Annotated in this window: 20 protein-coding genes; 11 read left to right on the plus strand and 9 right to left on the minus strand. The window is 62.3% G+C overall.

The genetic code is table 11. From position 1 onward, the window contains the following. Positions 1–205 precede the first annotated feature (205 nt). On the minus strand, positions 206–1,726 hold the full coding sequence (gene betC / locus KDW95_RS05570; RefSeq protein WP_255855292.1) for a choline-sulfatase: 1,521 nt from the start codon (positions 1,724–1,726) through the stop codon (positions 206–208). A 141-nt stretch (positions 1,727–1,867) separates the two neighbouring features. On the opposite strand from betC, the gene KDW95_RS05575 reads away from it, so the two are divergent. The 3 genes from KDW95_RS05575 to KDW95_RS05585 all read left to right on the plus strand — a co-directional run bounded on the left by KDW95_RS05575 (position 1,868) and on the right by KDW95_RS05585 (position 4,316). Continuing rightward, positions 1,868–2,782, plus strand: coding sequence for a choline sulfate utilization transcriptional regulator (locus KDW95_RS05575; RefSeq protein ID WP_255855293.1), 915 nt, complete (start codon positions 1,868–1,870; stop codon positions 2,780–2,782). A gap of 83 nt (positions 2,783–2,865) precedes the next feature. After that, positions 2,866–3,345, plus strand: coding sequence for a thioesterase family protein (locus tag KDW95_RS05580; protein WP_255855294.1), 480 nt, complete (start codon positions 2,866–2,868; stop codon positions 3,343–3,345). Between the two features lie 53 nt (positions 3,346–3,398). Further along, complete coding sequence (locus KDW95_RS05585) at positions 3,399–4,316, plus strand: LysR substrate-binding domain-containing protein (RefSeq protein ID WP_255855295.1); 918 nt, start codon at positions 3,399–3,401, stop codon at positions 4,314–4,316. On the opposite strand, the gene KDW95_RS05590 is transcribed toward KDW95_RS05585, so the two are convergent. The 3 genes from KDW95_RS05590 to KDW95_RS05600 form a co-directional block, all read right to left on the minus strand. Then, complete coding sequence (locus KDW95_RS05590; RefSeq protein WP_255855296.1) at positions 4,313–4,744, minus strand: VOC family protein; 432 nt, start codon at positions 4,742–4,744, stop codon at positions 4,313–4,315. The genes KDW95_RS05585 and KDW95_RS05590 overlap by 4 nt on opposite strands. A 43-nt stretch (positions 4,745–4,787) precedes the next feature. Next, positions 4,788–5,153: an STAS/SEC14 domain-containing protein gene (locus tag KDW95_RS05595; RefSeq protein WP_255855297.1), complete on the minus strand. Its 366-nt coding sequence runs from the start codon at positions 5,151–5,153 to the stop codon at positions 4,788–4,790. A 76-nt stretch (positions 5,154–5,229) separates the two neighbouring features. Continuing rightward, positions 5,230–5,700 (minus strand): GNAT family N-acetyltransferase, encoded by a 471-nt coding sequence (locus KDW95_RS05600; RefSeq protein ID WP_255855298.1) that lies wholly within the window; start codon positions 5,698–5,700, stop codon positions 5,230–5,232. Between the two features lie 235 nt (positions 5,701–5,935). Here KDW95_RS05600 and KDW95_RS05605 point away from each other — a divergent pair, with 235 nt between their 5' ends. The 8 genes from KDW95_RS05605 (at position 5,936) to KDW95_RS05640 (ending at position 19,047) form a co-directional block, all read left to right on the plus strand. Continuing rightward, positions 5,936–6,727: an efflux RND transporter periplasmic adaptor subunit gene (locus KDW95_RS05605; protein WP_255855299.1), complete on the plus strand. Its 792-nt coding sequence runs from the start codon at positions 5,936–5,938 to the stop codon at positions 6,725–6,727. Beyond that, positions 6,724–8,043 carry an efflux RND transporter periplasmic adaptor subunit gene (locus tag KDW95_RS05610; RefSeq protein WP_255855300.1) on the plus strand — a complete coding sequence of 440 codons (1,320 nt, stop codon included), beginning with the start codon at positions 6,724–6,726 and terminating at the stop codon, positions 8,041–8,043. Before KDW95_RS05605 ends, KDW95_RS05610 begins: the two co-directional genes overlap by 4 nt. Continuing rightward, on the plus strand, positions 8,044–10,140 hold the full coding sequence (locus tag KDW95_RS05615) for an HlyD family efflux transporter periplasmic adaptor subunit (protein ID WP_255855301.1): 2,097 nt from the start codon (positions 8,044–8,046) through the stop codon (positions 10,138–10,140). 163 nt (positions 10,141–10,303) lie between these two features. After that, positions 10,304–10,885 (plus strand): GNAT family N-acetyltransferase, encoded by a 582-nt coding sequence (locus KDW95_RS05620; protein WP_255855302.1) that lies wholly within the window; start codon positions 10,304–10,306, stop codon positions 10,883–10,885. A gap of 63 nt (positions 10,886–10,948) precedes the next feature. After that, positions 10,949–11,515, plus strand: a complete 567-nt coding sequence (locus KDW95_RS05625) for a phage tail protein (protein ID WP_255855303.1) — start codon at positions 10,949–10,951, stop codon at positions 11,513–11,515. 117 nt (positions 11,516–11,632) lie between these two features. After that, entirely contained in the window at positions 11,633–15,241 is a 3,609-nt protein-coding gene (locus KDW95_RS05630; protein ID WP_255855304.1) for an Ig-like domain-containing protein, read from the plus strand. Continuing rightward, positions 15,138–17,507, plus strand: a complete 2,370-nt coding sequence (locus KDW95_RS05635) for an Ig-like domain-containing protein (RefSeq protein WP_255855305.1) — start codon at positions 15,138–15,140, stop codon at positions 17,505–17,507. Before KDW95_RS05630 ends, KDW95_RS05635 begins: the two co-directional genes overlap by 104 nt. A 43-nt stretch (positions 17,508–17,550) precedes the next feature. Next, positions 17,551–19,047 (plus strand): TolC family protein, encoded by a 1,497-nt coding sequence (locus KDW95_RS05640; RefSeq protein WP_255855306.1) that lies wholly within the window; start codon positions 17,551–17,553, stop codon positions 19,045–19,047. 214 nt (positions 19,048–19,261) lie between these two features. Here KDW95_RS05640 and KDW95_RS05645 read toward each other — a convergent pair whose 3' ends face one another. The 5 genes from KDW95_RS05645 to KDW95_RS05665 form a co-directional block, all read right to left on the minus strand. Continuing rightward, on the minus strand, positions 19,262–19,747 hold the full coding sequence (locus tag KDW95_RS05645) for a hypothetical protein (RefSeq protein ID WP_255855307.1): 486 nt from the start codon (positions 19,745–19,747) through the stop codon (positions 19,262–19,264). 408 nt (positions 19,748–20,155) lie between these two features. Beyond that, a complete protein-coding gene (locus KDW95_RS05650; protein WP_255855308.1) occupies positions 20,156–21,304 on the minus strand; it encodes a cytochrome-c peroxidase in 1,149 nt (382 codons plus the stop codon). 223 nt (positions 21,305–21,527) lie between these two features. Continuing rightward, a complete protein-coding gene (gene mdoH, locus KDW95_RS05655; RefSeq protein WP_255855309.1) occupies positions 21,528–23,651 on the minus strand; it encodes a glucans biosynthesis glucosyltransferase MdoH in 2,124 nt (707 codons plus the stop codon). Next, on the minus strand, positions 23,648–23,902 hold the full coding sequence (locus tag KDW95_RS05660; protein ID WP_255855310.1) for a hypothetical protein: 255 nt from the start codon (positions 23,900–23,902) through the stop codon (positions 23,648–23,650). The genes mdoH and KDW95_RS05660 overlap by 4 nt, the downstream gene beginning before the upstream one ends. Before the next feature lie 2 nt (positions 23,903–23,904). Then, positions 23,905–25,440, minus strand: a complete 1,536-nt coding sequence (locus tag KDW95_RS05665) for a glucan biosynthesis protein G (RefSeq protein ID WP_255855311.1) — start codon at positions 25,438–25,440, stop codon at positions 23,905–23,907. Positions 25,441–25,538 lie beyond the last annotated feature (98 nt).

Consider the following 25,538-nt stretch of genomic DNA (forward strand, 5'->3'; position numbering starts at 1 on the left):
GCTCAAACGATGATTATTGGGCCATATGCATTAAATAATTTAAGCCAATGTCCGTTTTAAGGTAGAAAAATGCATCCGTTCAGCCAGCGGCTTTATTATTCACCGGGTGGGAAAGCAGATGGAGTTCTGGCCTGCGGCCAATAAGATACATCCCTGTTTCCTGTATTAACCCGCCCGGCCACTTCCGCTCTCGCTGAAGGTCGCTTTATTTTTTGACCAGCGGAAAACGCGAGCGTCTCTCCAGGTCATACAGGCCAATGGTGTGGCGCACGTACTGTTGGCTGGCGTCGACAAAGGGCTGGAAATCCCAGCCACTGTATTTACCCTTGTCCAGCGCCTGTCCGACCATGTCGCGCCGGCGCTGGCTCCAGAGCACATCCTGGTTGAGCTGGTCCAGGTCCCAGCCACTGGCCACTTCGTAGCGGAACTTCTGCAGCAGGTCCGCGTGGGCCGGGCTGTCGGCCAGGTTGCGCAGTTCCTGCGGATCCTCGGCGAGATTGAACAGCAGGTCCGGGTCCGCCGGGGAGCAGATGTACTTGTGGTCGCCGCGGCGAATCATCAGCAGCGGTGCCAGTGCGCCCTCGGCCAGGTATTCCCCGATCACCTCGTCATGACCGCCCTCACCCAGCAGGTGCGGCACCAGGCTGCGCCCTTCGATCTCGGTCACATAGCCCTGTTGTGGGCCATTCGCCAGCTCCACGAAGGTGGGCAACAGATCCAGTGTGGAAACACTGGCGCTGACTCGGCGCGCTTTAAAGCGCTCCGGGTAATGAACGATCAGCGGCACGCGGGCGGACCATTCAAACCAGCTCATCTTGTACCAGAGGCCGCGCTCGCCCAGCATGTCGCCGTGGTCGCCGGAAAAAACGATGATGGTGTTCTTGTCCAGACCGGTTTCTTCCAGAGTTTTCACCAGGGCACCGACCTGGTCGTCGACATAGCTGATGGAACCGTAATAGGCGTGCCGCGCATTGCGCACCTGCTCATCGGTCATATCCGCCTTGTCCAGACCGCAAACAAAGCGCAGCCGCTCGGAATGGGGGTCATGCTCGCCCGGCGCGATCTTGACCGCCGGCATGTCGATCTCGTCATGATCGTAGCGGTCCCAGTATTCCCGCGTGGTGGTATAGGGGTCGTGGGGATGTGTCATGGACACCGTCAGACAGAAGGGACGGTCGTCGCCGCCGCGCACCTTGTCGTACAGGAAACGACGGGCATTGGTCACCACTTCCTCGTCGTAATCGAGCTGCAGACTGCGCACACAGGGGCCGGCTTCGGTCACCGAGTCCATGTTGTGATACCACTCCGGGCGTACCTCGGGGTGATCCCAGCGCGTGATCCAGTTGAAGTTGGACGGGTAGATATCGCTGGTCAGGCGCTCTTCAAAGCCATGCAACTGATCGGCACCGCAGAAATGCATCTTGCCGGACAGTACTGTCTGGTAATCGAGGTTACGCAGGTAATGGGCAAAGGTGGGAATGTCATCCGCCAGATCCGCCGCATTGTCATAGGCGCCGATTCTGGAAGGCAGGCGTCCGGTCATAAGCACGTAGCGCGACGGTGCACAGAGTGGGCTGTTGCAATAGGCAGAGTCAAACACCACACCGGTATCGGCCAGTGCACTCAGGTTCGGGGTCTTGACGACCGGGTGGCCATAGATCGGCAGGGCCGGCGCCGCCATCTGGTCCGCCATGATAAAGAGGATATTGGGCCTGCTGTTGTCCATTATTGCTCCTTCTTGCCGTAGCGCATCTTGTTATGCATAAATATATCTAATTGGTGTACCCTTCGAACTTGTATCGATATTGCGCGCTATTACGTAGCCTGTGAACAAGGCCACAGCTAATGCTTAGGATTAGATAAATTTATGACAAGATTCAGCCAGCTGCCCAGTCTCGTCACCCTGCAAGCTTTTGAAGCGGCCGCACGGCTGGGCAATTTCACCCTGGCCGCCACGGAACTTGGCAGCACACAGTCAGCGGTGAGCCAGCAAATTCGCCGCCTTGAAGAGGACCTGGGGGCTGCGCTTTTTTTGCGAGCCCATCGCGGCGTCACCCTCACGCTAGCCGGCGAAACCTTTCTGACGGCGGTGCTGGAAGGCCTGCAACGGCTGTCCGACGGCGTTGGTGCAGTGCAACAATCCAACCAGCACCTGGTGATCAATGTCGCAACAGACTATGCATTCGCCGCTTTCTGGATACTTCCGCGCCTGGCGGGCTTTCGCGAGCACTATCCCCACACCGAGGTGCGGGTCGTGACATCACAGCAGCGCAACACTCCAGCGCAACCCGAATTTGACCTTGCGATCCTGTTTGGCAGCGGCTATTTCCCTGGCTGCATCAGCCGCCCGCTATTCCAGGAAGAGGCGGTAATGGTGTGCAGCCCTTCGCTGCTCAAGCACGCAGACCCCATCACCCGGGCCGATCAGCTGGCGCAATTGCCATTGCTCAAGCTGGATACCGAATATCAACTGGACTGCTTCACCTGGCCGCGAATCTTCCGCGCCCTGGGCATCAAGGACGCGCCCCCAGAGCCACACATGACGTTCAACAACTACACCCTGCTGCTGCAGGCGGCGATTGCCGGCCAGGGCATTGCCATCGGCTGGGCGCAACTGGTGGACTCTCTGCTCGATAACGGCCTGCTGGTACCGCTACTCGACAAGCGCTTCAACTCGACCAATGGCTACCACGTGGTATTGCCACAGCAACGACCGATCGAACCGGTGGTGCAGGGGTTTGCCGACTGGCTCTACCGGGAAAGCCTCGCCCTGCCGACTTGATGAAGAAATACCCTGCATGGGCCGCGCAGACAGCGGCAGCCCGACCGCGATCACCTGAACACCGACATCCGGAGTAGAACAACATGACAGCAACACTGAAGATATTTGATGGCCCCGTCATCAAGGACTGGATCGACTACAACGGCCACATGAACGACGCCTGCTACGTGGTGGTGTTCGCCCGGGCGCTGGACAACTTTATTGATCATATCGGCCTGGATGCCGACTTTCGCGCCGAGCACCAGGTATCGCTCTACACCTTGCAAAGCGTGGTGCACTACCTGCGGGAAGTGAAGGAAGGCGAGTCGCTGCAGATTTTCGCCCAGCTGCTCGAACACGACAGCAAAAAGCTGCGGCTCATGCTCCGCATGCACCACGGCGATACCGGTACCGAACTGGCTTTGCTTGAAACCCTGCTGCTGCACATGGACATGAGCGCCACGCGCCCCGCCGCGTTTCTGCCCGTGACCCGGGACAGGATCGAGCGCCTGCACGCCCGGCAGGCCGAAATACCCTGGCCCGACCAGGCCGGACGCGGCATTGCGCTGAGGAAGCCCGGCTAGACCAGGCCCCCGGGCTGACAGGACACAACTTGGGTTCGACAGGAACAGTAACCATGGGACGCATCAACAAAGACCTTCCGCCACTTGCCTACCTGGTCGCCTTTGAAGCGGCGGCACGGTACCAGAGCTTTACCATTGCCGCCGACGAGCTGTGCATTACCCAGGCCGCCGTGAGCCGACAGATTCGCCTGCTGGAGGACAATCTGGGGTGCGAGCTGTTCAACCGAAGCCACAAGGCCGTGACCCTCACCGCCGACGGACGCAGGTTTCAGCGCTCTGTCACCGCGGCGCTGGAACTGCTGTCGGCCTCGGCCTCGGAACTGAAGGTGAAGCATTCAACATCGACCGTCACCGTCTGTGCGGATCTGTCCATCGCATCGCTGTGGCTGATTCCCAAGCTGCCACTGTTTCGAATGGCGCACCCGCAGATTATCGTTCACGTTGATGCCTCGGATGATGACACCCGCCATATCAGCGATGGCGCCGATGCCGCCATCCAGTTTGGCGACGGCCACTGGCCGGACTGCAACGCCCGTTTTTTGCTGGAAGAGGAAATTTTTCTTGTGTGCAGTCCGGCCTACCTGGCGTCCATCTCGCCGCTGAATACGCCTGCGGACCTGCTGGACGCCACCCTGATCCATTGCGAATCCGAGCACTGGGACTGGATGGACTGGAGCTCCTGGCTGGCCCACAAGAATGTGCCGCTGCCCCCGGGCCGGCAGGACCTGTTTATCAGCAACTACCCGGCGGTGATTCAGGCGGCACTCGGCGGCCAGGGTATTGCGCTGGGCTGGCGCCACCTGGTGGACGACCTGCTGGCCAGCGGCGCCCTGGTGCGGCCGATAGCGGCCTCGGTACAGAGCCGGCGCGGCTTTTACCTGGTACATCCCAGCAACCGGCTGCTGAGCAAGGAGGCGCACACCTTCTGCGAGTGGGCTATCGATCAGTGCACGGCACAGCCGCCGGGCTAGTCCTGGGGCAATGGCCAGTGCGGATTCCAGGCCAGCTCCCACAGGTGGCCGTCGAGATCCTGGAAATAGCCGGCGTAACCGCCCCAGAAGGTATCCTCTGCCGGTTTCAGGACGCGGGCGCCGGCCGCGGCTGCCTGCGCCATCAGCTGATCCACCTCCGCTTTTGAGGCCAGGTTATGGGCCAGGCTGAAGTCCGCCACACCGCGCCTGGCCTCGTCGCTGGAAAATCCCGCATCCTTCGCCAGACTTTTGCGCGGATAAAGCCCGAGCTTGAGCCCGGCCTGCAGGTCAAAAAAGGCCACGGCGCCAGCCTCAAGCTCGGCGCCAACAATACCCTCGGTAACGAGCCCCAGGCCGTCGCGGTAAAAGCTTACGGCGGCCTCAAGATCATCGACACCCAGGGTGATCAGGCTGATCCGTGGTTTCATACAGATTCCTCATGGTTGCAATAAAAGCTGCCTGCGGGGGCCGCTAACGTGCCAACCAGGCCTCTGCCGCCGCCACTTCGTCGACATCAAAGGCCTTGATTTCCAGGCCCGGGAACAGGTGTCCTTCCAGCTCACTCAGGCGCTGAATCCACTTCTTGTCAGACAGTACCGCCGCCCGACCAAACCTGCGAACCAGGCCGAACAGCGCCGGCAACCGCGATAGCTCCACCGCGATCGCACCGAAGGTCGGCAAATCAAAGTCGTGAATCCGGTACAGCATCTGCCCGCGACTGAACTCCCGGGTTTTCTCGATCAGCTCATCAAGCGCGATTGCCATCTCGGCGCTGTTGAGCTTGCCGACCAGCTCGATTTCGATACGATTCGGCCCTGTAACCTCGATCTTGAACATGACTGCAGCCTCCTGTCATTGCGGCAATGGTGCCGCCTGCGTGCAGTATAGAGGGCCTGCCCCCCCCCGTAACCCGTTACTCCGCGCCCAGCATCAGTACCAGGGTGCTATTGACCAGGACCTGCCCCCGGCGAATCACCCGGTTTTCGCTTTGCAGCCTAAAGCCATGCGCCTCGAAAAACGCCCGGGCAGGCTTGCTGGCCTCCACACTCAGCTGCGTAATGCCAAGATCCCGCGCCTGCCCCAGCAAGTGGTGCAGCAACCGGCCAGCGATACCCCGGCGCTGAAAGGCCGGATGGACATAGAGGCAGTCGATATGCCCGTGCGGCTCCAGCTCAATAAAACCAACGGTAGCGCCATTGTGCTCCGCCACCCAGGGCTGCGTTTCTGCCAGGCGTCGCCGCCAGCTGCCGTATTCCGGCGGCGTGGGAGCCCAGGCCTCGCGCTGCGCCGCGCTGTACTGCGTATCATCAATGGCGTGAACCGCGGCGTGAAACAGATCCGCAATGGCGCGGCAATCCGCCTCCTGGTAGTTACGAATAATCATCGGCAGCTCCTGGCTGAACTCTGCGTTCCTTTCAAGCACAGCACTTCAGCGGCAACTGTACACTGACGGGGCCGCCCTGGCCCAGCGCCCTGACCCTGTTAGTCGGTGCGCCTTGTGTGGCAGCGCTGCGACGCAGGTGCCGTCATAACCCTCTGGCAGATCCGCTTCAGGCGATTTACCAACGCGGGCGTCTCCTCTACACTGCTGCCATCGTTTTACTTGCAGGGAATGCAACATGCAGCGAACACTCGGCCAATTCTGTACGGTATTGTGGCTGGCGTGCATCGGCAATGGATCGGCCATTGCACAATCCAGCGACCCGCTTCTCGACCCGCTACCCACCTCCGAAACCCGGGCATCCAGCGAACGCAAGGCACGTGGCGTACTGCGCGCCCGCGACCAGGCAGTCCTGTCGAGCGAACTGGCCGGCCGCATCCTGGAAATGCCGTACAGCGATGGCGAGACCTTCAGCAAGGATGACGTACTGGTGCGATTCGATTGCAGCGCCTACCAGGCCCAGTTGAATGCCGCCCAGGCGGCAGTACGGGCAACCCGCGAAGAACTCAACCATCAAAAACAGCTGGCGGCGCTGAATTCCGTCGGCCGCTTCGAGGTCGCGCTGGCCGAAGCCCGCCAGGCCCAGGCCCAGGCCCAGGCCAGGGTGTACCAGGTGCAGGTACGCAACTGTGTCGTCAAGGCCCCGTTTGACGGCAAGGTGGTCCAGCGCACGGTGCAACCTTTCGAGAGTGTGGCCAGTGGCGCAGCCTTGCTGGAGATCGTCGATAACCGCACGCTGGAAGTCCAGCTGCTGGTGCCCTCCCACTGGCTTGGCTGGCTGCAGCCCGGACGGCACTTCGAGTTCGTGCCGGACGAAACCGGCCAGCCCCTGATCGTGGAGATCAAACGCCTAGGTGCCCGCATCGATGAGGGCAGCCAGACCCTGAAACTGATCGGCACCCTGCCTGCGGACAGCTCCGGCCTGCTGGCCGGCATGAGCGGCAGCGCACGCTTTGTGCAGGCACCATGAGCGCCAGAGCCCCCGACCCAACCGAGCGCCTGTTTGCCCAGCTGCTAAGCCTGCAAAGCCAGGTCCGGGCAGCAACAAGCAGCAGCAATCTTGCCTACTGCCTGGTCAATGACGCCCAGACGCTGTTTGGTTTTCGCCATGCAGCCCTGCTGATTGCCGGGCGCACGCGGGCGGTGACCGGTATCAGCCAGGTGGAACCCCATGCCCCGTTCGTGGCCTTCGTCGAGCGCGGCGCCCGCGAGCTGATGGCCCGGGGCATATCAGACCAGCCGCAGCGGGTGGACATGGCCTCGATGAGCGAGGCCGTGCGCACCGATTGCCAAAGCCTCTCGGCAAATGCCGTGTTCTGGCTGCCCCTGCTTGAGCGCGGCAAGATCCCCTTCGGCGGCCTCTGGATCGCCCGTGAACAGCCCTGGAGTGACGCCGAACAGGCCCTTCTGACACAGTTGGGCGACTGCTACAGCCACGCCTGGCTCGCCCTTGAACCTAAAAAGCCCTGGCGACTGCGCTGGCCGCGCCGCAAGTTCCTGGCACTGGCGATCAGCGTGGTATTGCTGCTGGCAATACCGGTTCGCCAGTCGGTACTGGCACCGGCGGAGGTGGTGCCCCTCAATGGCACGGTCGTGACGGCACCGCTGGACGGCGTTATTGCAGAATTTCTGGTGCGCCCTAACCAGCCGGTACGACGCGGCAAGCCCCTGCTGCGTTTCGACGCCACTTCGCTGCGGGCCCAGGCGGATGTGGCCGAGCGCAGCCTCGATGTCGCGCAAGCGGAACTCAGGAGCAACGCCCAGCGCGCGTTCTCCGATTCCGACGCCAAGGCGCGACTGGACCTTCTCGCTGCACGGGTCGAACAAAAACGGGCCGAACGGGACTATGCCCTGGCCTTGCTCGCGCGCAGCGAGGTGCGGGCCGACCGCGATGGCATCGCCGTGTTCGCCGATGCCGATCGCTGGACAGGCAAACCGGTACAGACCGGAGAACGCCTGCTGGACATCGCCGACCCCGTGCAGGCAGAGCTGCGTATCGAACTGGCGGTGGCCGATGCGATTGCGCTGGCGCCCGGCGCCGAGGTGGCGCTGTTCCTCGATAGCGACCCGCTTAACCGCCACCCTGCACGCCTGCAGCACCTGGCCTACGAAGCCCAGGCCAGTACTGCAGGCCAGCTGGCCTACCGCCTGGATGCCCGCTTTAGCGACGCACCGCCGCGTATTGGCCTGCGCGGTACCGCCAAGCTGTACGGCCAGCCGGTACCCTTAGTGCTTTACCTGTTGCGCCGCCCGCTGGCCGCCGTGCGCCAGGGCCTGGGGTTCTAAATGCACCTGCCGGCACTGCGCCCCGACCTGCAACTGTCGCCCGCCGCAACCGCACTGGACGGCTCGCCGCAATGGACCCTGGCGGACCCGCTGCGCGGGCGCTACTTCAAGCTTGGCAGCACCGCCCTGCGCCTGCTGCGCCACTGGGCGCTGGGCGACGACCAACAGGTTCTAAACGCCGCCAACGCCCAGCCGGGCATCCCGCTTGATGCCACGGACCTGCAACAGCTGCTGCGTTTTCTGCGCGAGCACGACCTGATCAGCGCACGGGATACCGAACAACGGGCAAGCTTCGCCGCCAAGGCCGCCGCACGGCAGCAGAGCCTTTGGCACCGGCTACTGCACCAGTACCTGTTCTTTCGCATTCCGCTGTGGCGACCGGACGCTTTCCTGAATCGAACCTGGCCCTGGCTGCAGCGCCACGGCCCCTGGCTCCTGCGCATCGGCCTGCCGCTCATATTCGGCCTCGGCCTGTTTCTGGCCGCCAGGGACTGGCAGCGTTTCCTGGCCACCTTCCCGCACCTGTTCAGCCTGGGCGGTGCCCTGGCCTTTGGTGTGGCGCTGATATTCGCCAAGCTGTGCCACGAGTTCGGCCACGCCTACATGGCCAAGCGCGCCGGCTGCCGGGTGCCGAGCATGGGGCTGGCCTTTATGGTGCTATTCCCGCTGTTCTATACGGATGTCAGCGATGCCTGGCGGGTGAGTGATCGGCGCTCACGCCTGCTGATCGGCGCCGGCGGCATGCTCGCCGAATTGCTGCTGGCCACCCTCGCCCTGCTCGCATGGTCGTTACTGCCGGACGGCCCCTGGCGCACCGCGGCCTTCATGCTCGCCAGCGCCACCTGGCTGACGACCCTGGTCGTCAACCTCAACCCCTTCCTACGCTTTGATGGCTACTACCTGCTGAGTGACCTGTGGCAGGTTGAAAATCTGCAGCAGCGGGCCTTCGCCCTGTGTCGCTGGCGGCTGCGCGAGATCCTGTTCGGCTACGATGCACCCCAGCCCGAGCCCTGGTCAGACAGGCTCCGCCGTCGGCTGCTGGCCTGGGGCTACAGCGCCTGGATCTGGCGGGCAGCGCTGTTCTTTGCCATCGCCCTGATCGTTTATCACCTTTTTTTCAAACTACTGGGCACCTTTCTTATGCTGCTTGAACTGACCTGGTTCATTGGACTTCCAGTCTGGCGAGAGCTGTGCCACTGGTGGCAACAGCGCACGGACGCCAGGCCCGCCCGAGTGCTGGTCACCGCCGCCCTGCTGCTCGGCGGTTTGGCTTTGCTGCTGGTACCCTGGCGTAGCGCCGTCGATGTGCCCGCCCAGCTGGATGCCAGCCGCGCCAGCAGCCTGCACGCCCCCATGCCGGCACGCCTGAAGCGGCTCGAGGTCGGCCATGGCCAGCAGGTGCAGGCGGGAGATCTGCTGCTGGAGCTGGAATCCCCGGACCTGGATGCCCGTCAAGCCATCGTCAGTAGCCAGATCCGCCTGCTGCGATTGCAATTGCGGCGCCAGGCCGGCCGTCTCGAAACGGCCGCGGACGCCGGCGTGATCGAACAGCAACTGGCCACGGCACTGGCCGAATACCGCGGCCTGGCCGCCCAGCGGGAGCGCCTTCAACTGCGTGCGCCCCACCAGGGCGAGATACGCGACCTGTTGCCGGGCCTGGCCGCTGGCCGCTGGCTCAAGCCACAGCAGCCCCTGGTCCGGGTGGTGGAGCCGCAACTGCGCCTGCGCGGCTACCTGCCAGAGGATGCCCTGTGGCGTGTCGAGACCGGTGCCCCCGGGCGCTTTATCGCTGACGACCCAATGCAACCGGCATTGCCGGTAACACTGACGGAGATCAGTGCCACCGGTGTCCCCTATCTCGAAATCGAATCCCTGTCGTCGGACCAAAGCGGCCCTATCGCGGTGCTGCGTGACCCGCAGCGCCGTGCCCAGCCACTGAAGGCACAGTACGCTGTCCGCCTGCAACTGGACGCCGGGGTCACAGCGCCAGTACAGCCCTTGCGCGGCCTGGTGATATTGCAGGGGCAACGGGAATCCGTGCTCGAGACCCTCTGGCGCCGCCTGGCGGCGCTAGGCATACGGGAAAGCGGATTCTAACAGGGTCAAACTTCGCCCCTGCGGGTGAGGCCGCCGTCCGGTAGAGTGCAGGCATTAAACGGAGATCCGCCTTGACAACAGGGCCACTTGCGTTAGTCTGGCTCTACAAATTTAATGTTCGATGGATCGAACGACCTGCCTGAAAACGCAAGGATGCTTATCTGTGCAAACCACCGACTACGCTCTTCGTGCGCAAAAAGACACCGACCACGACTTCCTGGCACAGCTCTACGCATCTACCCGCACACCCGAATTAGCAAGCTTCGGCTGGGACGCACAAGCGACCGCCAGCTTTCTGCACCAGCAGTTCGAGCTGCAATCCCGTCACTACGCGCAGCAGTTCCCCGACGGCGAATTCTGGATAATCGAGCGCAACTGCGAAGCTGTCGGCCGGCTCTGCCTCTACTGGGGCAACACGACCGTGCAACTGATCGATATCGCCCTGCTGCCCGAACACCGCGGTGCAGGCCTTGGCACCGCCCTGCTGCAAGAATTACTGGTCCGCGCCGATGCTCGCAGCCATGCGGTTGAGCTGCATGTAGAGGCCCACAACCGGGCACAACACCTGTACCAGCGTCTGGGATTCAGCATCAGGGACAACAAGGGCGTCTACCTGCAGATGCGCAGACCTGCCCAATACGACCCGCGGCCAAGCGCACCTTCAGCCAAAGCACGCCTATCAGAAACAGGCCAGGTACTGCCGGACAACGAATACAAGTACAGCCTGGCAACCGATTTGCCCTAGTGGCAATAGAGCGCGGGCAAACTCTGGACGCCCGCCCACAACAAGAAAGACAAGGAGAAAGCTATGAGCGAACCCTTTATCGGCGAGATCCGTCAGGTCGGCTTCGACTTCCCACCGCGAGGCTGGGCGTTCTGTGACGGTCAGCTGTTAGCCATTGCCCAATACAGCTCGCTGTTTTCGCTACTGGGCACCAAGTACGGTGGCGATGGACGCACCACCTTTGGCCTGCCGGATCTGCGCGGACGCAGCCCTGTGGGCATTCATCAGGGCCCGGGACTGAGCGCCATACGCATCGGAGAAAAAGGCGGCACAGAAAGCGTCACGCTGACGCAGGCGCAGATGCCCTCCCATGCACACAACGCTGAAGCCAGCATCGCCATCCCGGCGAATAGCACCAGCACCGACACCAATCCGGCACCGGCGACTAACAGCGTACTGGGCCCGGCCAGCAACAGCGGCCGTCCCGGCGCCCTTTACAGCAACGAGGCGCCAAACACGACCCTGGCAGCATTTAACAACCCGGTAACCGTAAATCCGGCCGGCGGAAGCCAGCCTGTTGAGACCCGCAACCCCTTTCTGGGGATGAACTTCGTTATCGCACTGCAAGGGATATATCCCTCCCGCAGCTGATGCCCCCTCGCCCGCCCCGCGTCTAGCGAGGTGGGCGACACACCAGGGTTATAGAATGCGCCTTGCGGTAACCATTGCCGGTGCCGAGCGCCTACACGGATGGTACGGAGACAGCATATGAAGTGGTTCGGTTGGTCTGGCAAGGGTGCGGCAGAGCCGAGAGAGACAGGGCCCGGCGCTGCAATACCGCCACTGGCGATGGCGCTGGAACCGCGCATGATGTTCGACGGCGCCATCGCGGCAACCGTCGCGGACACGCCGGACAGCAGCGGGGAGCCAGCCACCATACAACAGCCATCGGCATCCCCGGATGCCGATCTCGCTGCGGTAGCCGGCAGCAGTGACCACCGCCAGGAAGTCGTTTTCGTCGATACCCAGGTGCAGGATTATCAGCAACTGCTGTCCGGCCTGCCGGAAGGCGTTGAAGTCATACTTTTCGATGGCGCGGCTGACGGCTTGCAGGTTATCGCCGATAGTCTCGCTGGCCGTGAAGGCATTGATGCCATCCACATTCTCAGTCACGGCGACAACGGCCAGCTGCAACTGGGTAGTGACTGGCTCGACAGCGCCGATATCGCCAACCGCAGCGATCTGCTCGCCGCCATCGGCCAGTCGCTGAGCGCAGAGGGAGACATCCTGCTCTACGGCTGCACCGTCGGCGGCGATGCTGCCGGGATCGAGTTTATCGAGTCCCTCGCCAGCGCCACCGGCGCGGATATCGCCGCCTCCAGCGATCTGACCGGCGCGGCGGACAGAGGTGGCGACTGGGTACTTGAAGCCAGCACAGGCAGCATCGAATCTGCTTCCCTCGACTTGACTGATTATTCCGGCCTGCTCACCGCCTTTAGCGACAGTCTGGATTCAAACGTCGGCCTGGTGACCAGTTTCAACAGCACCCTGGGTGGCGTTTCATTCACTTACACCTTTACAACCGAGGGCGGTGGGGGCGACATGCTTTGGCTGAGTTCTGGCGGCGAAAGCAATTCAGCCTCGATGAACTTACTATCTGGTGATTTCAATTTCGGAACCACGGAACGCGTAACGATAGCACGCACCGACGCCGCCGATTTCACCTTCAGCAGCCTTTACATCAATAACACGGCCGGAGATACCATAACCGTTGGCGGTTACCTCGACGGCGTACTGGTCGGCAGTGCTCAGACTATCATTGTCGGGGCCTCGGGCACCCTCAGTTTCGGCGCCCTCGGTGTGGATGAAGTCCGTATAACCAGCGCGGATTTTGGCGGCATTAGTATCGACAGTTTCACGGGCGATACCAATCCGCCGGCACCACCTGCACCTACCATCACCAGCGCGACCTACGATGCCAGCACCGGTGTGCTTGCGGTAACTGGCACCAATATAACCACCGGCGACAACATCGACGCGAGTACACTGACGCTCACCGGTGAAGGCGGCAGCACTTATACGCTGACCGACACCATCAATGTTATAGCCGGCAGCGCCAGCAGTTTTTCCATGACCCTGAGTGCAGCCGACAGAGCGGCGCTGAACCAGATCTTCAACAAGAACGGCACCAGCTCCACCGGCGGCACCACCTTTAATCTCGCCGCCGCCGATGACTGGAATCTCAATGCCACCAGTGGTGACACCTCCGATGCAACCAATGCAGTGACCGTCAGCAGCGTTGCGGCACCGACGATCAGCAACGCCACCTACGATGTCAGTACAGGCACGATGGTCGTCAGCGGTACGGGGTTCCTGTCCTTCAATGGCGCAAGCAACGACATCGACGCCAGCAAGTTCACCCTCATCGGTGAAGGCGGAGCCACCTATACCCTGACCGACACCTCCAATGTCGAGATCAGCTCCGGTACCAGCTTCACCCTGACCTTGAGCGCCACCGACAAGGCCGCCATCAACCTGATCGCCAACAAGAATGGCACCAGCTCCACCAGTGGTACGACCTTCAACCTGGCCGCCGCCGAAGACTGGGCCGCCGGTGCCGATGCATCCGTGGCAGTCGCGGACCTGACAGGCAACGGCATCACCGTCAGCAACGTCGCCGTGCCCACCATTAGCAGTGCCACCTATGATGCCGGCACCGGCACGATGACCGTCACCGGTACGGGGTTCCTGTCCCTTAATGGTGCCAGCAACGACATCGACGCCAGCAAGTTCACCCTTACCGGTGAAGGCGGAGCCACCTATACCCTGACCGACACCTCCAATGTCGAGATCAGCTCCGGTACCAGCTTCACCCTGGTCCTGAGCGCCACCGACAAGGCCGCCATCAACCTGATCGCCAACAAGAATGGCACCAGCTCCACCAGTGGTACGACCTTCAACCTGGCCGCCGCCGAAGACTGGGCCGCCGGCGCCGACGCCTCCGTGGCAGTCGCGGACCTGACAGGCAACGGCATCACCGTCAGCAGCGTCGCCGTGCCCACCATTACCAGTGCCACCTATGATGCTGGCACCGGCACGATGGTCGTCAGCGGTACGGGGTTCCTGTCCCTTAATGGTGCCAGCAACGACATCGACGCCAGCAAGTTCACCCTTACCGGTGAAGGCGGAGCCACCTATACCCTGACCGACACCTCCAATGTCGAGATCAGTACCGGTACCAGCTTCACCCTGACCCTGAGTGCCACCGACAAGGCCGCCATCAACCTGATCGCCAACAAGAATGGCACCAGCTCCACCAGTGGTACGACCTTCAACCTGGCCGCCGCCGAAGACTGGGCCGCCGGTGCCGATGCATCCGTGGCAGTCGCGGACCTGACAGGCAACGGCATCACCGTCAGCAACGTCGCCGTGCCCACCATTAGCAGTGCCACCTATGATGCCGGCACCGGCACGATGACCGTCACCGGTACGGGGTTCCTGTCCCTTAGTGGTGCCAGCAATGACATTGATGCCAGCAAATTCACCCTTACCGGCGAAGGCGGAGCCACCTATACGCTCACCGATAGCAGCGACGTCGAAATCAACTCCGGTACCAGCTTCACCCTGGTCCTGAGCGCCACCGATTTGGCAGCGGCTAACTCGATCATGAACAACAACGGCACCAGCGCCACCGACAATACCACCTACAACCTTGCTGCCGCAGAAGACTGGGCCGCTGGCGCCGATACAGCCGTTATCATTGCCGATCCAAGCGGCAATGGCGTTACCGTCAGCAACGTGGCCGATACCACGCCACCCACCACAACAAGCATCGTCGTGGCGGACACTGCATTGGCCGCCGGCGAGACCTCCCTGGTGACCATTACCTTCAGCGAGGCCGTAACCGGGCTTGCGGGCGATGACTTCACAGTGGCCAACGCTACTCTATCAAACCTAGCCACCGCCGATGGCGGCATCAGCTGGACCGCGACCCTTACACCCACCGCGGATATCGAGGACACCAGCAACCTGGTAACGCTGGATAACAGCGGCGTGCAAGATCTCGCGGGCAATGCCGGCAGCGGCAGCACGGACTCCAACAACTATGCCATCGATACCCTGAGGCCCACCGCCAGCATCGTCGTGGCGGACACAGCGCTCGCCGCCGGCGAGACCTCCCTGGTCACCGTCACTTTTAATGAAGCGGTTACCGGCCTGAGCACAGCCGATTTCAGCGTGGCCAACGGTGCGCTCTCCAGCCTGAGTACGGCCGATGGCGGCATCAGCTGGACGGCCACCCTCACACGATGGCGGCGGATACCGAGGACACACAGCGCTCGCCGCCGGCGAGACCTCCCTGGTCACCGTCACTTTTAATGAAGCGGTTACCGGCCTGAGCACAGCCGATTTCAGCGTGGCCAACGGTGCGCTCTCCAGCCTGAGTACGGCCGATGGCGGCATCAGCTGGACGGCCACCCTCACACCCTCTACTGATACCGAGGACACCAGCAACCTGGTGACACTGGATAACAGCGGCGTGGCGGATACGGCAGGCAATGCCGGCAGCGGCAGCACGGACTCCAACAACTATGCCGTCGATACCCTGAGGCCCACCGCCAGCATCGTCGTGGCGGACACGGCACTCGCCGCCGGCGAGACCTCCCTGGTCACCGTCACTTTTAATGAAGCGGTTACCGGCCTGAGCACAGCCGATTTCAGCGTGGCCAACGGTGCGCTCTCCAGCCTGAGTACGGCCGATGGCGGCATCACCTGGACGGCCACCCTCACACCCTCTACTGATATCGAGGACACCAGCAACCTGGTGAGCCTGGATAACAGCGGCGTGCAAGATCTTGCCGGCAATGCCGGCAGCGGCAGCACGGACTCCAACAACTACGCCGTCGATACCCTGAGGCCCACCGCCTCGATTGTGGTGGCGGACACGGCACTGGCCGCCGGGGAAACCTCCCTGGTGACCATCAGCTTCAGCGAAGCGGTAACGGGACTCACCACCGCCGACTTCAGCGTCGCCAACGGCAGCCTCAGCGGCCTTGCCACCGCCGATAGCGGCATCACCTGGACCGCCACGCTCACGCCTTCTATCGATACCGAAGATGCCAGCAACCTGGTGAGCCTGGATAACAGCGGCGTGCAAGATCTCGCGGGCAATGCCGGCAGCGGCAGCACGGACTCCAACAACTACGCCATCGATACCCTGAGGCCCACCGCCTCGATTGTGGTAGCCGACACGGCGCTCGCCGCCGGGGAAACCTCCCTGGTGACCGTCACTTTTAATGAAGCGGTTACCGGGCTGACCACGGCCGATTTCAGCGTCGCCAACGGCAGCCTCAGTGGACTTGCCACCGCCGATGGCGGCATCAGCTGGACCGCGACCCTTACACCCACCGCGGATATCGAGGACACCAGCAACCTGGTGAGCCTGGATAACAGCGGCGTGCAAGATCTCGCGGGCAATGCCGGCAGCGGCAGCACGGACTCCAACAACTATGCCATCGATACCCTGAGGCCCACCGCCAGCATCGTCGTGGCGGACACAGCGCTCGCCGCCGGCGAGACCTCCCTGGTGACCATCAGCTTCAGCGAAGCGGTGACGGGACTGACCACCGCCGACTTCAGCGTCGCCAACGGCGCGCTCTCCAGCCTGAGTACCGCCGATGGCGGCATCAGCTGGACCGCGACCCTTACACCCACCGCTGATGTCGAGGACACCAGCAACCTGGTGAGCCTGGATAACAGCGGCGTGCAAGATCTCGCGGGCAATGCCGGCAGCGGCAGCACCGACTCCAACAACTACGCCATCGATACCCTGGCGCCGACAGTACTCAGGATTGAAGTGCCGGCGGATGGTGCTCTGGCCTCGGGTGAGCTGACCTTCGAGCTCGTTTTCGATGAAGCGGTCTCCGGTGTCGATATAGGCGACTTCAGCCTGCTCAGCACCGGCAATGTCATCGCCAGCCTGGACAGCATGCAGCAGGTTGATGCCAGCACCTACCGGGTGCTGGTGAGCGGTGTCGATGGCAATGGTTCACTGAGCCTGGTGCTGAACGCCGCTGGCAGCGGCATCGTTGACAATGCCGGCAACGCTCTGGCGGCGGGGCTGACCGGGCCGAGCGTGACTATCACGACGCTGAGCGGCGATCCCCAATTCCGTCTTCAAGACCTGGGCGCAAGCCCAGCCGCGACATTACTCGCGATGCCGACACCACCGGACGCACCACCGGCACCGTTCGACTCGGCCTTGATGCCAACACAATTGTTTAACCCGCCCGGGCTTGGCAGTGGCATCCCGTCCCTGAGCAGTATCTTCATCAATAACGGGGCTTCCACACCGAGCGTTATCTCCCAGGTATTTGCGAGCCACACGGGCAGCAACGACGGTTCCGGCAGAGGTTTTCTCGGGTTCGGTGGTGGCGATGCCAGCGGTTTTGGCAGTAGTACCCTGTCGAACATTTTTAACGCAGACCCAATGCCAGACATGACTCCGGAGCTGGAACTGCCCGCCATCTTTGGCGCACCGACGCTAAGCCAGCAGTTGCAGCAACTGCAGGATAACGAACAAAACCCGATAGATGCTCTGGCCTTGGCCCTGACACAGGTACAGCCTGTCGAACCCAATGCCTGAACAAGAAACAGAAATTCAGCCGCAACAAGGGGGCGGCCCACGGATGAACAAAAATCACAAGCTCTTCAGCACCAGCCTGCTCGTGCTGGCCATCAGTGGCTGTGCGGTGACCAGCCAGCCGATTGATCGCAGCCTCAGCGAGCAACGTGCAAAGGCCGATCTGCTTAACATGTTCAAGGACCAGGAACCCATTGTTGGCGCGCTGACACTGCACGATGCCATGGCCCGTGCACTCAAATACAATCTTGAAGGCCGCCTCAAAGTCATGGAGGAAGCCCTGGCCAATCGTCAGCTCGACCTTTCCAGCTTCGACATGCTGCCACGCCTGGCGATGCAGGCAGGCTACGCCGGGCGCAGCAATGTCAGCGCATCCAGCAGTGAAAGCATCCAGACCGGCACCCAGTCGCTGGAGCCCTCTACCTCCCAGGATCGTGACCGCGGTGTGGCGGACCTGACCATGGTCTGGAACGTGCTGGATTTTGGGGTGAGCTATGTCAGTGCCAAGCAACAGGCTGACCAGCGCCTGATCGTGCAGGAGCGCAGGCGCAAGGTCGTGCACACCATTATCCAGGATGTGCGCTCGGCCTACTGGCGCGCCAAGGCCGCAGAAGGCCTACTGGCGAAAATCGACAACCTGATGGCACGGGTCGACGCGGCACGCAGCAACAGCCAGCGCCTGAGCGACCAACGCATTGGAGACCCGATCAAGGCCCTGGGCTACCAGCGCGGCCTTATTGAAGCCACCCGCCAGCTCGAAGAGCAGCGCCGCGCGCTGTCCCTGGCCAAGACCGAACTGGCGGCGCTGATCAACCTGCCCATGGGCGCCCCTTTTAGCCTCGCCACTGCCGAGGGTTACGCGGAACCCGAGCTCAATATCGAACTGAGTCACCTCGAAGAGGAAGCCCTGGCCAGCCGTCCAGAACTGCGGGAACAGGACTACCAGGCACGTATCAGTGCCGCAGAAACCCGCAAGTCCATGCTGCGCCTGCTGCCCGGACTGGAGTTCTCGGCCGGAGGCCACTACGACAGCAATTCGTTCCTGGTTAACCAGAGCTGGGCCGACTACGGCGTAAAAGTGACCTGGAACCTGTTCAACGTACTCTCCGGCCCCGCTGCGATCGATGCTGCCAAGGCCGGCGAAGCGGTGGCTGAGGCGCGGCGCCAGGCGATGTCCATGGCCGTGCTGGCCCAGGTTCATGTGGCCAACGCCAACTTCCACGAGGCCCGCCGGCAGTTCCACACCAGCCAGAAGCTGGCAACGCTCGACGGCCAGATTGTTGAGCAGCTGCGCAATCGCCACAGGGTACAGGGCATCGGCGAACTTGAGCTTATCCAGGGCGAGCTGAACGCCCTGCAGGCAGAACTGCGGCGCGACCTCGCCTATGCCCAGTTGCGCAACAGCTACGGTCAGCTGTTCGCCAGCGCAGGCCTGGATCCGCTGCCCGCAGAACTGCCATCAACCGGGCTGGCCGGCATCGCCCAGGCGCTGGCCGACCGCGAAGCCAGGTGGCAGGAAGGCAATCTGCAGCCCGGCTCCTGATCCCAGGCGCTAACGCCTGATACCGGGTGCAATGCCCGGCATCAGGCGTGGAGCCCTGCCCAGAACAGCCTGCCTTCCAGCCGATACTGCCGGAACCCGGCGGGCGGTGCGCAAAACCACCATCGGATATGCTATTTAAAATCAAAAGCTTAATTCGTTTTAATGAAGTAAAAAATAGCACCCACTGATCCCTGCATCAGCGTCAACAGAAGCGCTAGCGTGCGTGCAACACGGCGCCCAATTTGGCCCATACCGGCACCAGCTCGGTACTCGGGGTTTCAATATAAAGATCCAGCACCTTGACCGAGTCCCCGCGGTGCACCATGCCCAGCGTAATAACCTGCCCCTGATCCTCACCGCTGACCGGGCGCTTGTGCACCAGCCGAAAGTCATCCACCACATCGTAACTGCGGCCAATGGCGGGACTGTCGCCGTGGACCATCAGTTTAAGATCGAAGAACTTGCCTTGTTTGGACTTGCCGATGATGCTCCAGCCTTCGGTCAGCTGTACCGATGCCAAGGGGCTGGTTGCGTTTTCTGCAGCAGGCTCTGGCGCCGGCCGCGTCTCGACCTGGCCCAGCATGCCGCTTTGATTCAGCACAGCGATCAGTGTCGCAGCCGCCGTGATCAGGCCACCGGTGGCCGTCAGGATACCGGGAAGGGTCTGCCACCAGGAAGTGGCTCGGGGTTCATCAGCCATGGTTCAGTCTCCAGGTCTAATTGGCCACGAACCTTTTCCAACATGGCATCAGGTATTCACAGAGGAAGGTACAGCTCTAAGTGCAGTAGCCAGGTGCAGCTACCACTTTCATCCCTGGGTCTGTGCACGCACCCGCGTGCGGCCATGTCCTGTCTTGCAGGGCCAATATTCACTCACCCCTGAATATTGGTCCAGCCTGCGCGGCCACGCCAGTCTGGTAACGCACCCCGGGACAATGAGCGCACGCGACAAACTCATCCCAGGAGACAAATACGGCCGTGCCGGAGGTCTCCGATTTCCTGTCGGGCTCATTGCACGACAACAAAGCTCGGGCAACCTTGCGGCAGGCCACTGTGCATTCGAGCATTGCAAGCCAGACTCTGCTGTAACCTGCGCGCATCCGTCTGCTCAGTCCAGCAGCGCTTCGTAACGCTGATCCGTGAGCGTCTCAAGAAACGCCACCAGCGCGGCAATGCGCCTGGTATCGAGCGCCGGGCCATGCTCAAGCTCGGTGAGCGACAGGTTTGCCGGCACTTCCGGCCTGCCCCACGGCTGGCCGGTTTCGGGGTTGATCTTGCTGGCCGCGCTCTTACTGTTGTAGCTGTTGTAGAACCGCACCACCGTTTCCAGATCCGCGAAAACACCGTTGTGCATATAGGGGCCGGTCACCGCGACGTTGCGCAGGCTCGGTGTGCGGAACTTGCCACGCTCAGATATATCAGTGACCAGGGGGTTATTCAGCAACCCCTCATCGACCCTGTCCGGTGCTGTACCGTTAAGCGCCCGCACTGCCGTATTCACCGGCACGCCAATGTTGTGGTACTGGTAATTCGAGAAGGTTTCGTCATCGGCCAGGGCCGATTCACGCAATTGATGGCACTGGTTACAGTTGGTGAACTGCTGCGAGAAAAACAGTGTGCGGCCCAGCTCTTCCTGCTCGGTCATGCGGTATTCACCGCGCAGGTAACGGTCGTAGCGCGAATCAAAAGGCGACAGGACCGCACTGCGCTCAAAGGCGGCGATACTGCTGGCCATCGCCTCGAACGCCACGGCATCGCTGGCCAGGCTCTGTGATCCGAACAGCTCAGTAAAGCGGGAGACATAGAACGGATTTTCCTGCAGGCGTGCTCGCACCGCGGCCATATCAGGCAATCCCATCTCGATAGGATTGAGCGGCGGCCCCTTGGCCTGCTCTTCCAGGCTTGGCGCCCGGCCGTCCCAGAACTGTCCACCAACATAGCGCCCTGCGCTGTCGCGGTGGAACCCGGGCGTGAAGGCGGCATAGGCGGCGCTCGGTGCATTTCGATCACCCAGGGAGTGACCATCGTCCCCCAGGGATACCGCGCCTGCCAGCCCATTGTTGCCCGGGTCGGCAAAGCCCCGGGCCGGGTCATGGCAGCTGGCGCAGGACTGGCTGCGGTTGCGCGACAGGCGGGTATCGAAGAACAGCGCCTGACCGAGGGATTCCAGCGCCTGGCGCCGATGGTCGAGACCGCTCTCCCCGCCCCCGGCGGCAAGGGCCAGGGGGGCCAGCACGCCCAATACAACTGCAACCACCACCTTCACATGAATACCCTTGACTCGTTACCTGGCCTGCACCGCAGCAAGCATCCGTACCCTGGTGCAGTCCATCCCTACTCCGCAGCTGATAATCATTAGTATTACGATTGATGTCAAGCTGACGAGGCCTGCGCGATATTCGCACGCCCGAACGAAAAGGCCCCCGCCAGTGCATTCACACCAACGGGGGCCCGGGCTTTATGCCAAGCGCAAAAGGCGGTCAGTCGTCGCGGCGGACCGGCCAGACCTGGCGAATGCGGTCATCGATGGCACGCCCCCAGTAGCTCTCGGCCGGCGCCCGCCAGGACGCCCGGTGCAGCCATGACAGGCTTTCCCGGTCGGTCAGCAGCAGGTTTTTCTCTGCCCGGCTAAGGCTGTCCGGCCCCTGCTCAAGACAGCGACTGCGCAGCTGCTTCAGACGCTGATGCTTGGCACCGCCGCCATGGGAGCGCGCCGTGGCCTGGTGCACCCGGTTCATCACCGGATCCAGCACCGCCCGCACAACCGCCGATTCGCCAAATTCCGGCAGTATCTGGTGGCCGTTCAGGTCATCCAGCAAGGCTGAGCCCTGCTGCTCTTCGGCCACCATCAGAATGCGCCTGCGGCGCAACGCCTGGCCGACGCCCACCTTGCTCAACAGCACCGAGGTCGGCGCCGCCAGGATCAGCGGCAATGCCACCGGCAGTGACCAGAAAAAGAACATGGGGTCGAGCCACCAGGCAAAACCGGCCCAGATGGCCGCCAGTATCGAACCCGGCGCCTGGTTGAACAGCGCATCGGTCCAGCGGGTTTCATCGCTGCGATTCTGCCCCGCCCAGGTAAGGGTCACGTTGAACACCGCTTCCAGCACGTAGCGGGTATGGGCCAGCATGCGGATCGGCGCCAGCAGTGCCGACACCAGTATTTCGGTGACGATGCTCAGCAGCAGGCTGAAAAAGCCGCCATGGGCCTTGCGCCGGCCACTGAGCAGCACATCCACGATGGCGAGCAGCTTGGGGAAGAACAGCAGGAACACCACGCTGCTGGCCAGACCGATGGCCCACTCCGGATGCCATTCGGGCCAGAGCGGAAACGGGCTGTGCTGCAGCGGAAAATAGTTGGGTGGCCAGAGCACCAGCCGGGTCGTCTCGATCGTGGTCAGCACCAGGAAGGCGAACCACAGCGGCGAGGCCACGTAGGACAGAATACCGTTGAGGAACGCCATGCGGTGCGCCATGCGCAGGCGCCGCTCGAACAGCATCAGCCACAGATGCTGCAGGTTACCCTTGGCCCAGCGCTTGTCGCGGGTCAGCTCATCCACCAGGCTGGGCGGCGATTCCTCGTAGGAGTGGCTCAGTTCCGGCTCCAGCCAGACCTCGTAACCGGCGCGCCCCATAAAGGCCGCTTCGACAAAGTCATGGCTGGCGATGGGCCCGCTGAACAGGCCCGGACCGCGCAGGTGCGGCAGGCCGCAATGGCGCATAAAGGGTGCCACGCGGATTACGGCATTATGCCCCCAGAAGGCGGCTTCCCCCAGTTGCATGGCGGCAAGACCGGTACTGAACAGCGGCCCGTACACCTGGTTGGCGAACTGCTGCACCCTTGCGAACAGGGACTGGGCATTAATGATCGTCGGACAGCTTTGCAGAATGCCGATATTGGGCTCGCGCTGCATCAGGCGCACCATTTTCAGCAGGGTGTCGCCACCCATCAGGCTGTCGGCGTCCATGACCGCCATGTAGGCGTAGGAACGGCCCCAGCGGCGCAGGAAGTCCGCCACGTTGCCGCTCTTGTAGTTCATGTTCAGGGTGCGCCGACGGTAAAACAGGCGCCCGTGGGCACCCAGTTCGTCGCACAATTGCTGCCAGGCGGCCTGCTCGGACAGCCAGACATCAGGTTCACGGCTGTCGGACAGGATAAAGAAGTCGAACTGGTCGATCTGGCCGGTGCTTTCCAGCGAACGGTAGATGGTACGCAGGCCACCCAGCGTCCGGTTGACCGGCTCGTTGTAGATCGGCATGACAATGGCAGTACGGGCCAGGGGCGTCTGCTCCAGCACGGCATCGGCATGGCGACGCAACAGCGACTTGGGGTCGCCACCGATACGGCGCAACCAGAAGCCGTAGAGCCCGATCCAGAATCCCACCGTGATCCAGGTGAACAGCAGCGTGAACAGACCGATCAGGGCCTGCTCCAGCAGGTTGCCACCGTGGTACGGCAGCACCGACGCCATGTAATAGGCGCCCACCAGCGCCTGGACAATGACCACCAGGGTCAGCAGCGCCCGGCGCAGCATCACACGCCGCCGCCAGGGAGTGGCGGCAGACGCATCGACAACGTCGACAGGTGCGGATTGAGCCGTCATGCGCCGTCTCCGTAACCGATGCTGCCGCGCACGATATCCGGCGCCACCGGCGGCAATGGCCGCTGCGGCACATCAAAGCGCTGTGGCAGCTCGTCCATCACCCAGCCCATCAGATCGTCGGGACTGGAATGCAGTCCCTCCTCGATCAGCTTGAAGGCAATCAGGGTATGGGCGTCGGTCAGTTCGGCGCCGGTGCCAGCCATGTACTCCAGCACGCGCGCGAGTGCATGCTCGCCCTGGGTGTGTGCCATGACTACTGTGCCGTCCGAATATCGTTATTGGCCGGCAGGCGGTAGGCCCAGGTTTCCGTCAGGGTCTCGTCGCCGTTGCTCAGGAAGGCCCGCAGTGACAGTGACTTTTTCGCCGCCGGGCGCGCCAGGATCGACAGGCGCCAGCTCTTGAGTGCTTCGTTGTACTCGACGAAATGTTCCAGCACCTCGCCACCGTCAAGCGACGTGACATTGCTCAGTATCGGGGAACGCGGGCGCTGCTTGTCGAGCAGGCCGCCACCAAAGTCCACCAGCACGCGGTAGGCGCCCGGCGCATTGCCGCCTCCGACCACATTGCCGTCACCGACGAAGGTATTCATGACCTTGCCCATGGGGTTGCCGCCCAGGTTCGACTCGCCAAACTGCACTTCATAGCTGTAATCCAGGGTCTGGCCAGCCTGTACCTTTTCCTGCGGGCGCCAGAAGGCAACGATATTGTCGTTGGTCTCGTTGGTGGTCGGCAACTGGGTCAGCACCACCTGGCCCGGCCCCCAGTCACCCTCGGTCAGCACCCAGCTGCTGGGACGCAGCTCGTAGCGCGCCTGCAGGTCCTGGTAGTCCGAGAACTGATTGTCGCGCTGCAGCAGTCCAAAGCCACGCACGTTGTCGGTCATCAGGTAGTCCATTTCCAGCTCGCGCGGGTTCAGCAGCGGACGCCAGGTCCACTCGCCGCTGTTGCCGTTGAGCAGCTGCAGGCCATCGGAGTCATGCACCTGGGCGCGCCACTCGCCCGTTGGACGGCCGGTGTTTTCACCGTAATAGAACATGCTGGTCAGCGGTGCGACACCGAGCAGCTCGATATCGGCGCGGGGGAACAGGCGTGACTTGACCTTCAGACGTGTCGTCTTGCCGGGGTACACGGTGAATTCGTAGGCGCCGGCCGCGCTCTCTCCATCCAGCAGGCCGTAGAAGGTCATGGCATGCGCATCGGGGGACGGCCGCTCCAGCCAGAACTCGACGAAGGACGGAAACTCCTCGCCGCGGGACAGGCCGGTATCGATGGCCAGACCACGGGCAGAGATGCCAAAGGTATTGTCGCGCCCAACGCCACGGAAGTAGCTCGCACCGGCGAACACCATGAACTGGTTACGTTCCTTCTCGCCCTTGAGCGGATAGGTCAGTTTGAAGCCGGCGTACCCCAGATTGGCAGGTACGCGCTTGGCGACTTCAGGATCGGCAAAGTCGAAATCGGTTTTGCGAAAGGGCACCGTGTGGCTGCCCTGCGCATCGATAACATTCATTTTCACCGCATGGCGGTAAAACAGGCCCGGCGGCACCATCATCACCTGGAAGCGGGAATTGCTTTCACTCCACAGGCTCTTGTCCGGATTGAAGCGAATATTCTGGTAATCGTCATAGCTCAGCGTTTGCATGAACTTGGGGATGGCGGCCGGCGCCTGATAGGGCTTGGCGGCAAGCGCACGCGCCTTTTCGGCCACGTCGTCAAAGCTAAACGCCGCCAGTACCGTCACTGGAAAAAAGGCACCCAGCAGCGCCAGGGCAGACAAAATCCTCTGCACTCTCTTACTCCAATCTAAGATTATCCCGCGAACGGGTTCAGTAGGGATATACCGACAAATTCAGGCCGACTTATTACACCAAAAACCCGGCGCACGCT

It is taken from the genome of Marinobacterium rhizophilum, assembly GCF_024397915.1.
In the GTDB taxonomy this organism is placed as follows: Bacteria; Pseudomonadota; Gammaproteobacteria; order Pseudomonadales; family Balneatricaceae; genus Marinobacterium_A; species Marinobacterium_A rhizophilum_A.

Excerpts from the sequence above, each read along its gene's own strand:
- KDW95_RS05585 (WP_255855295.1), top strand. The coding sequence starts at position 3,399 with ATGGGACGCATCAACAAAGACCTTCCGCCACTTGCCTACCTGGTCGCC.
- betC (WP_255855292.1), bottom strand. The coding sequence starts at position 1,726 with ATGGACAACAGCAGGCCCAATATCCTCTTTATCATGGCGGACCAGATG.
- KDW95_RS05625 (WP_255855303.1), top strand. The coding sequence starts at position 10,949 with ATGAGCGAACCCTTTATCGGCGAGATCCGTCAGGTCGGCTTCGACTTC.
- KDW95_RS05605 (WP_255855299.1), top strand. The coding sequence starts at position 5,936 with ATGCAGCGAACACTCGGCCAATTCTGTACGGTATTGTGGCTGGCGTGC.
- mdoH (WP_255855309.1), bottom strand. The coding sequence starts at position 23,651 with ATGACGGCTCAATCCGCACCTGTCGACGTTGTCGATGCGTCTGCCGCC.
- KDW95_RS05580 (WP_255855294.1), top strand. The coding sequence starts at position 2,866 with ATGACAGCAACACTGAAGATATTTGATGGCCCCGTCATCAAGGACTGG.
- KDW95_RS05635 (WP_255855305.1), top strand. The coding sequence starts at position 15,138 with ATGGCGGCATCAGCTGGACGGCCACCCTCACACGATGGCGGCGGATAC.
- KDW95_RS05615 (WP_255855301.1), top strand. The coding sequence starts at position 8,044 with ATGCACCTGCCGGCACTGCGCCCCGACCTGCAACTGTCGCCCGCCGCA.
- KDW95_RS05590 (WP_255855296.1), bottom strand. The coding sequence starts at position 4,744 with ATGAAACCACGGATCAGCCTGATCACCCTGGGTGTCGATGATCTTGAG.
- KDW95_RS05630 (WP_255855304.1), top strand. The coding sequence starts at position 11,633 with ATGAAGTGGTTCGGTTGGTCTGGCAAGGGTGCGGCAGAGCCGAGAGAG.
- KDW95_RS05640 (WP_255855306.1), top strand. The coding sequence starts at position 17,551 with ATGAACAAAAATCACAAGCTCTTCAGCACCAGCCTGCTCGTGCTGGCC.
- KDW95_RS05600 (WP_255855298.1), bottom strand. The coding sequence starts at position 5,700 with ATGATTATTCGTAACTACCAGGAGGCGGATTGCCGCGCCATTGCGGAT.
- KDW95_RS05575 (WP_255855293.1), top strand. The coding sequence starts at position 1,868 with ATGACAAGATTCAGCCAGCTGCCCAGTCTCGTCACCCTGCAAGCTTTT.
- KDW95_RS05610 (WP_255855300.1), top strand. The coding sequence starts at position 6,724 with ATGAGCGCCAGAGCCCCCGACCCAACCGAGCGCCTGTTTGCCCAGCTG.
- KDW95_RS05645 (WP_255855307.1), bottom strand. The coding sequence starts at position 19,747 with ATGGCTGATGAACCCCGAGCCACTTCCTGGTGGCAGACCCTTCCCGGT.
- KDW95_RS05660 (WP_255855310.1), bottom strand. The coding sequence starts at position 23,902 with ATGGCACACACCCAGGGCGAGCATGCACTCGCGCGCGTGCTGGAGTAC.
- KDW95_RS05595 (WP_255855297.1), bottom strand. The coding sequence starts at position 5,153 with ATGTTCAAGATCGAGGTTACAGGGCCGAATCGTATCGAAATCGAGCTG.